General features: G+C 71.7%; 7 protein-coding genes. All 7 read left to right on the top strand.

Annotated features, from left to right (window positions below):
- Nucleotides 1-608 precede the first annotated feature (608 nt).
- A complete protein-coding gene (gene rpe / locus ABTX62_RS37635) occupies nt 609-1,295 on the top strand; it encodes a ribulose-phosphate 3-epimerase (protein WP_352120394.1) in 687 nt (228 codons plus the stop codon).
- 78 nt (nt 1,296-1,373) lie between these two features.
- Entirely contained in the window at nt 1,374-2,420 is a 1,047-nt protein-coding gene (locus ABTX62_RS37630; protein ID WP_352120393.1) for a sugar-binding transcriptional regulator, read from the top strand.
- A gap of 2 nt (nt 2,421-2,422) precedes the next feature.
- Nucleotides 2,423-2,794 carry a barstar family protein gene (locus ABTX62_RS37625; RefSeq protein ID WP_352120392.1) on the top strand — a complete coding sequence of 124 codons (372 nt, stop codon included), beginning with the start codon at nt 2,423-2,425 and terminating at the stop codon, nt 2,792-2,794.
- A gap of 109 nt (nt 2,795-2,903) precedes the next feature.
- On the top strand, nt 2,904-4,346 hold the full coding sequence (locus tag ABTX62_RS37620) for a GuaB1 family IMP dehydrogenase-related protein (RefSeq protein ID WP_352120391.1): 1,443 nt from the start codon (nt 2,904-2,906) through the stop codon (nt 4,344-4,346).
- Between the two features lie 426 nt (nt 4,347-4,772).
- A complete protein-coding gene (locus ABTX62_RS37615; RefSeq protein ID WP_352120390.1) occupies nt 4,773-6,242 on the top strand; it encodes an amino acid permease in 1,470 nt (489 codons plus the stop codon).
- Between the two features lie 10 nt (nt 6,243-6,252).
- Nucleotides 6,253-6,705, top strand: coding sequence for an Lrp/AsnC family transcriptional regulator (locus ABTX62_RS37610; RefSeq protein ID WP_053668336.1), 453 nt, complete (start codon nt 6,253-6,255; stop codon nt 6,703-6,705).
- 136 nt (nt 6,706-6,841) lie between these two features.
- On the top strand, nt 6,842-8,056 hold the full coding sequence (locus ABTX62_RS37605) for an MFS transporter (RefSeq protein WP_352120389.1): 1,215 nt from the start codon (nt 6,842-6,844) through the stop codon (nt 8,054-8,056).
- Nucleotides 8,057-8,264 lie beyond the last annotated feature (208 nt).

The raw sequence follows: 8,264 nt of genomic DNA, 5'->3' as shown, positions 1-8,264 counted from the left end.
AGTACACCCAGTACGAGGGCTTGCACCCGGCACGCCGAGAGCACGCACCGGACGCCGCTCCTTGACGGGCAAACGTTGCCTGCCGCGGCACTAGCTAGGCCCCTTCTGATGGATCTGCGCGGCGTCGCGACGCCCGGCACGCTCCCCCGCTCTCGGCTTCGCTCGAACGGGAGGGGCCCCCACCGCCGCACCGCCAAGCTCTTCGAGCAGGGGGGACCCCCAGAGCACGCACCGAACGCCGCTCCGTCTCCCACGGAGATTCATCGGAAGGGGCCTGGCGCGACCAGTCGTACATCTGCAGGGCCCACGTCGACTCCGCGGACCCCGGCAGCCAGGACGCCGCATCGTCGTCCTGCGGGTCGGCCAGCTTCAGGGCGAACGGGGCGGCGACGAACAGCACGCCCACCACAGGCCCAGGACCAGCCACGTGGCCCGCCGCCCGCAGAGGAGGTGTGCGACACCGTGTCCCACGCCGACCCCCTGCGCGAGAGCCCCGCGAGGGCGTGGGGACCCGCGCGATCGGCCACCAGCGGTCCGCAGCCGACGCCCCACCCTGGCCGACCGGGACCGATGCCCACGACCCCCGAGGGGCATGGCAGTCTTAGGACATGGCCGCGCAGATCAACCCCAGCATCCTCTCCGCCGACTTCGCCCGCCTCGCGGACGAGGCGAAGGCCGTGGAAGGAGCCGACTGGCTCCACGTCGACGTCATGGACAACCACTTCGTCCCGAACCTCACGCTCGGAGTGCCGGTCGTGGAGTCGCTCGCCCGTGCGACGGACACCCCGCTGGACTGCCACCTGATGATCGAGGCCCCCGATCGCTGGGCGCCCCAGTTCGTGGAGGCGGGGGCCGGTTCCGTCACCTTCCATGTCGAGGCCGCCGCCGCACCCGTCCGGCTCGCCCGGGAGATCCGCGCCAAGGGCGCCCGCGCCTCCATGGCGCTGAAGCCCGCGACCCCCGTCGAGCCGTACGAAGACCTGCTCCCCGAGCTCGACATGCTGCTGATCATGACGGTTGAACCGGGCTTCGGTGGGCAGGCCTTTCTCGACATCATGCTTCCGAAGATCCGCCGCACCCGCGAGTTGATCAGCAAGCACGGACTGGAGCTCTGGCTCCAGGTCGACGGCGGAGTTTCCGCTTCCACAATCGAGCGCTGCGCGGACGCCGGAGCCGACGTCTTCGTGGCCGGATCGGCGGTCTACGGGGCAAACGACCCGGCCGAGGCGGTACGTGCACTACGCACCCAGGCGGAGGCGGCGACGGCGAAGGCCTCGTGGGCCTGCGACCACTGAGCCACAGCAAAGTGAACGGCTCTCAGCAGGGCTGATCGATCGCGCCGGATCTGCAAGGATGAACGGCGAATCCAGAGTGTGAACAGCAGTGAGGAGAACGCCGTGTCGGGTATGTCGGCGGGCCGGTCAGCCATGCGGATGGGACCCGCTGAGCTGGTGCAGGCGGCGGCCATGGCCCGCCGCTTCTACCTGGAGGGCAAGTCCAAGATCCAGATCGCGGAGGAGTTCGGCGTCAGCCGCTTCAAGGTGGCCCGGGTCCTGGAGACCGCCCTCGAACGGGATCTCGTCCGCATCGAGATCCGTGTGCCCGCCGAGCTGGACGCCGAGCGCTCGGACGCGCTCCGCGCCCGCTACGGCCTGCGGCACGCTGTCGTGGTCGAGTCCCCCCCGGCCGAGGCCGAGGAGTCGCCCGATCCCGAGAACCTGGGAGAGGTGGCCGCCGACCTGCTCGGCGAACTGGTCGACGAAGGTGATGTGCTGGGCCTGGCCTGGGGCCGCTCCACCATCCACATGGCGGCGGCGCTCGACCGGCTGCCGCCCTGCACGGTGGTGCAGCTGACCGGCGTGTACGACGCCGGGACCGCCGAGCGCGGCTCGGTCGAGGCCGTGCGCCGCGCCGCCCAGGTGGCCGGAGGGGATGCCCACCCCATCTACGCGCCCATGCTGCTGCCCGACGCCGCCACGGCCGCGGCGCTGCGCAACCAGACGGGCATCGCCCGGGCCTTCGAGCACTTCGACAAGGTCACCGTCGCCTGTGTCTCCATCGGTTCCTGGGAGCCGGGCATCTCCACGGTGCACGACATGCTCAGCGACGAGGAGCGCGCGCACTACGCCTCCCTCGGTGTCGCCGCCGAGATGTCCGCGCACCTCTTCGACGCCGACGGCCGCCGGGTCGGGCGGGACCTGGGCGAGCGGTGCATCACCGTCAAGGCCGACCAGCTCCGCCGGATCCCCGAGGTCGTGGCGATCGCGGGCGGGCAGCGCAAGGGACCCGCGATCGACGCGGTGCTGCGGTCCGGGCTCGTCACCAGCCTGGTGACGGACACGTCGGCCGCGGACTACCTGATGACGGCCGGACCGGCGCCCAAGTCCGCGCTCAACAGGTCCGACCCGGACGGGGTCTGACGGTGACCGGCCGGGCGCACGGAGGGCACGACCCGGCGGGCCGGATCGTGCACGTCCTCGATCTCGACGGGGTCACGGACATGGCGGGCCTCATGGACCGCTGCGCCCGTGACCTCGCCCTGCCCGACTGGTTCGGACGAGACTGGGACGCCCTCGCCGACTGCCTGGCCGACCCCGCCCTCTGGCCCGAGGAGGCCGGGGATCGAGGGCTGCTGGTCGTCGTGCGGGGCTGGCGGGCCTACGCCGAGACGCGACCCGAGGAGTGGCAGGTCGCCGAGGAGGTCTTCGCCGAGGCGACGGACCGGGGCCCGGGGCTGTTCGTGACCCTCGGCCTTGGAGAATCGTCCGAGAGGCATCCTGACCAGCCTGGATGATCCGCCGGGGGTCGTCGGGGTGCCCGGCATGGGAGAATGAAGTACGTGCTCTTTCCCCCTGGCCGACCGGTACGGGGGGTCACCTCTGATCGACTGGGATGTGCAGCACGTGCGTTTCCTCAATGACATCCAGCCCGGGTACGACCTGACGTACGACGACGTCTTCATGGTGCCGAGCCGCTCCTCGGTGGGCTCCCGGCAGGCCGTCGACCTCAGCTCCCCGGACGGCACGGGCACCACGATCCCGCTCGTCGTCGCCAACATGACCGCCATCGCCGGCCGCCGCATGGCCGAGACCGTGGCCCGTCGCGGCGGCCTCGTGGTGATACCCCAGGACATTCCGATCGAGGTGGTCACCGAGGTCGTCTCCTGGGTGAAGAGCCGCCATCTGGTGCTGGACACCCCGATCATCCTGTCCCCGCACCAGACCGTCGCCGACGCGCTGGGGCTGCTTCCGAAGCGGGCGCACGACGCCGGTGTCGTCGTCGACGAGAACCACAAGCCCATCGGCGTGGTCACCGACTCCGACCTCTCCGGCGTCGACCGCTTCACCCAGCTCTCCGAGGTCATGTCCCGGGACCTGCTCCTCATCGAAGCGGACCAGGACCCGGGCGAGGCCTTCAGCACCCTCGACCACGCCAACCGCCGCTACGCCCCCGCGGTCAACCCGGACGGCACGCTCGCCGGCATCCTGACCCGCAAGGGCGCCCTGCGCGCCACCCTGTACACGCCCGCCACCGACGCCCGGGGGCGGCTGCGCATCGCCGCCGCCGTCGGCATCAACGGCGACGTCGCGGGCAAGGCGCAGCAGCTGCTGGACGCGGGGGTCGACGCGCTCGTCATCGACACCGCGCACGGGCACCAGGAGTCGATGATCAGCGCCCTGAAGCTGGTACGCGACCTCGACCCGCAGGTACCGATCGTCGCGGGCAACGTGGTCGCCGCCGCGGGCGTGCGCGACCTCATCGAGGCCGGCGCGGACATCGTCAAGGTCGGTGTCGGCCCCGGCGCCATGTGCACCACGCGCATGATGACCGGCGTGGGCCGGCCGCAGTTCTCCGCCGTCCTGGAGTGCGCCGCCGAGGCGAAGAAGTACGGCAAGCACGTGTGGGCCGACGGCGGCGTCCGCCACCCGCGCGATGTGGCCATGGCCCTCGCGGCCGGCGCGTCCAACGTGATGGTCGGCTCCTGGTTCGCGGGCACCTACGAGTCCCCGGGCGACCTCCAGCACGACGCCCAGGGGCGCGCCTACAAGGAGTCCTTCGGCATGGCGTCCGCCCGTGCCGTGCGCAACCGCACCTCCGAGGAGTCGGCGTACGACCGGGCCCGCAAGGCGCTGTTCGAGGAGGGCATCTCCACCTCCCGCATGTTCCTCGACCCGGCCCGCCCGGGCGTCGAGGACCTGATCGACTCGATCATCGCGGGCGTCCGCTCGTCCTGCACCTACGCCGGTGCCGGTTCCCTGGAGGAGTTCGCCGAGAAGGCCATCGTCGGGATCCAGAGCGCCGCCGGTTACGCCGAGGGCAAGCCGCTGCACGCCAGCTGGAGCTGACGGCTCCCGACGCCCTCTCGGACGGCCCCCACCGACCCGCGCACACCGCGGGAAGGTTGGGGGCCGTCGCGCGTGCACCGGCCCCGCCGTCGAGGCGTGGAGACAGTCGATCGTCGATCGCCGGGCCCACCTGGACTCCGCCGGCGTGCGGCAGGGGCGGGCCGATCCGTAGGCAGCGCTGGTCGAGGCGTTCCGACGGCTACCGGTGCAACACTCGACAGCCGTCCCGCAACGAACACCCACCGAGTCCGCGGGAACGCAATGATCTTGCAGGTATGCGCAAGGTTGCTGCATTTCGACAGCAACGTCGTTGCTCATAGGCTGTCGCCTCGTACGTGGCGTGGCGGGGACCCCGCTCGGTGGGTCCCTGCTCAAGGGTGCCCCCGGTCCCTGCCGCCCTGACCGGCAGCGAAAAGGAGCCAGCGCGTGCTCGACCAAGGCGCACCCCCGCAGAACCCAGGCCCGGCAGCCGCTTCCGCGCCCCCCGGCATCGGCGCGCGCCTCATGCGGCGCAAGCCCGTGGAACGCCTGGTCGCGGAGGGTGGACAGGGCGAGGGAGGGTCGCTGCGCCGCACCCTCGGGCTGTGGCAGCTGACCATGATCAGCATCGGTGCCACCCTCGGCACCGGCATCTTCGTCGTCCTCGGCGAGGCCGTCCCCAAGGCGGGCCCGGCCGTGACGCTCTCCTTCGTCATCGCCGGCCTCACCGCCCTGTTCTCGGCGCTGTCCTACGCCGAGCTCGCGGGCACCATCCCCGTCTCGGGCTCCTCGTACTCGTATGCGTACGCAACGATGGGTGAGCTGATCGCCTGGGTGTGCGGCTGGTGCCTGGTCCTGGAGTACGGCGTGTCGGTCGCCGCCGTCGCCGTCGGCTGGGGCGAGTACCTCAACGAACTGCTCGACGGGACCATCGGCGTCACCATCCCGGACGCCCTGTCCGCCCCGCCCGGCGACGGCGGCGTGTTCAACCTCCCGGCGCTGATCGTCGTGCTGCTCGCGATGGCCTTCCTGCTGGGCGGCGCCCGCGAGTCCGCCCGCGCCAACACCGTCATGGTCGTCGTGAAGATCGCCGCGCTGGTGCTGTTCTGCGCCATCGGCGTCCAGGGCTTCCGCTCCGGCAACTACGAGAACTTCATGCCGCTCGGCATGGCCGGCGTCAGCGCGGCCGGCGCCACGCTGTTCTTCTCCTACATCGGCTTCGACGCCGCCTCCACCGCCGGCGAGGAGGCCAGGAACGCCCAGCGCGACCTGCCCCGCGCGATCATGCTGTCGCTGGTCATCGTCACCGCGCTGTACGTCCTCGTGGCGGCCGTCGCGGTCGGCGCCAAGCCCTGGAGGAACTTCACCGACTCCGAGGCCGCCCTCGCCCAGATCATGCGCGAGGTCACCGGGCAGACCTTCTGGGGCACGCTGCTGGCGTTCTGCGCCGTCGTCGCCATCGCGAGCGTGGTGCTGACCGTGCTGTACGGCCAGACCCGCATCCTGTTCGCCATGTCCCGCGACGGTCTCATGCCGAAGGTGTTCGCCAGGGTCCACCCGAAGACCGGCTCGCCCCGCGCCAACACCCTGATCGTCTCCCTGTTCTGCGGTGTCCTGGCCGCCGCGATCCCCCTCGGGCAGCTCGCCGACGCCACCAGCATCGGCACCCTGTTCGCCTTCGCGCTCGTCAACGTGGCCGTCGTGGTGCTGCGCCGCACCAAGCCGGACCTGCCCCGCACCTTCCGGGTGCCGCTCTCCCCGGTCCTGCCCGCGCTGGGCTTCGCCTTCTGCCTCTGGATGATGGCCAGCCTGTCGACCGTGACCTGGGTGGTCTTCGGTGTCTGGATGGCCGCCGGGCTCGTGTTCTACTTCGTGTACGGCTATCGCCGTTCCCGACTCGCGCCATCCGAGAAGTGATCAACCCACTGTGCTGAACGATCTCGACGAACGCATCGTGCACGCCCTCGCCGAGGACGCCCGTCGCTCCTACGCCGACATCGGCCAACTCGTCGGCCTGTCCGCGCCCGCCGTCAAGCGCCGCGTGGACCGGCTCCGGGCCACCGGGGCCATCACCGGCTTCACCGTGCGGGTTGACCCGGGCGCCCTCGGCTGGGAGACCGAGGGGTTCGTCGAGATCTACTGCCGGGGGAACACCTCCCCGGAAACCATCCAGCGGGGCCTGGAGCGCTACCAGGAGGTCGTGGCCGCGTCCACCGTCACCGGGGACGCGGACGCGATCGCCCAGGTCTTCGCCTCCGACATGCGCCACTTCGAACGGGTCCTGGAACGGATCGCCGGGGAGCCGTTCGTCGAGCGGACCAAGTCCGTACTCGTGCTCTCGCCGCTGCTGCGCCGCTTCTCCTCCGGATCGCCCACGTAACCCCGTGGCCCGATCCGCGTGCCGGGCCTAGCATCGGTGCCATGACCTGGCGACATTGATCCACCAGCCGTGCCTCCCGAGGACCGCCTCGGCCGCCGTACCTCCGGCGTCCGATCCGTCTTCTCGGGAAGGCCTCATGACACTCTCACCCGCCCGCGTGCCCGCCACCGGTGTCCGGCGGCTGACGACCACGCTGTACGGCTACGCGTTCCTCGACGACTTCGTCCTGCTCTACCCGGTGTACGTGCTGCTGTTCGCCGATACCGGCATGTCGCTCTGGCAGATCTCCTCCCTGTTCGCCCTGTGGTCGGTCACCGGCGTGGTGCTGGAGGTCCCCTCCGGCGCCTGGGCCGACGCCATGTCGCGTCGCAGACTGCTCTGGATCGGCCCGCTGCTGACCGCCGCCGGCTTCGCGCTGTGGGTGGCCCTCCCGTCATACGGCGCCTTCGCGGCCGGCTTCGTCCTGTGGGGCGCGGGCGGGGCCCTCGGCTCCGGCGCGCTGGAAGCGCTGGTCTACGACGAACTGGACCGGCTCGATGCCGCCGGCCGGTACGCGCGGGTCATGGGCCGCGCCCGGGCCGCGCGCCTGCTGGGCACCGTGGCCTCCCTCGGCCTCGCGGGGCCCGTCTTCGCCCGGGGCGGCTACGCGGCGGTCGGCGCCGCGAGCGTCCTGGTCTGTGTGCTGACCGCCCTCACCGCGACCCGGTTCCCGGAGCACCGGGTGCGGCCGGAGGGTGTCGGCGACAGCCGGCCGGCGACCCTGCGCGCCGGACTCGCCGAGGTGCGCGGGGACCGTGCGGTGCGCGGCGCCCTGCTGCTGATCCCGGCCGTCGCCGCGGTGTGGGGCGCGCTCGACGAGTACACCCCCCTGCTGGTCCGGGACCTCGGCGTCGCCGAGGCCACGGTGCCCTACCTGATCATGCTGATCTGGGCGGGCGTCACCCTCGGCAGCCTGCTGACCGGACCGGCCGAACGCCTCGGCACGACCGGGCTCGCGCTCCTGCTCGCCGGTGCCGCCCTCGCCCTGGCGGTGGGAGCCATGGCCCGTTCCCTGGCCGGTGTCGCCCTCGTGAGCCTCGCCTTCGCGGGATTCCAACTGGCCGAGGTGCTCGCCGACGCCCGCCTCCAGCACCGCATCGACGAGTCCCGCCGGGCCACCCTCACCTCCGTGGCGAGCCTGGGCACCGAGCTGGCCACGATCGCCACGTTCGGCGTGTACGCGCTGCTCGGGACGGACCTGGCGCACGGCACCGTCTTCGCGGTACTGGCGATTCCCTACCTGCTGACGGCCCTGGCGCTGGTCAGAGCGCGGGCCGCCACGGCACGACGATCTTCGTACGGCGCTTCATGACGTCCCTTTCCGCAGGTCGAGTGGACAGTCCCCACTGTCCCGGCCCGCCGCGCGGGGGACATCGGACTCGGGGCGGGACCCCGCCGCACGGCGGGGGAGACCGCCCCTAGGCCCAATGCCACTGTTTTAAGCCGTGGCCTTGGGTTTTCGCTTGGTCGGGGCGGTCTTGGACGCGGGAACGATCGTGACCGCCTCGGCTGGCGTGAGG

The organism is Streptomyces sp. NPDC096046, from assembly GCF_040303285.1.
GTDB lineage: Bacteria > Actinomycetota > Actinomycetes > Streptomycetales > Streptomycetaceae > Streptomyces.
The sequence above is the reverse complement of the archived record's forward strand: the minus strand, read 5'-3'. Positions and strand labels throughout refer to the sequence as shown.

Coding starts and splice junctions, on each gene's coding strand:
- rpe (WP_352120394.1), top strand. CDS start 609: ATGGCCGCGCAGATCAACCCCAGCATCCTCTCCGCCGACTTCGCCCGC.
- ABTX62_RS37605 (WP_352120389.1), top strand. CDS start 6,842: ATGACACTCTCACCCGCCCGCGTGCCCGCCACCGGTGTCCGGCGGCTG.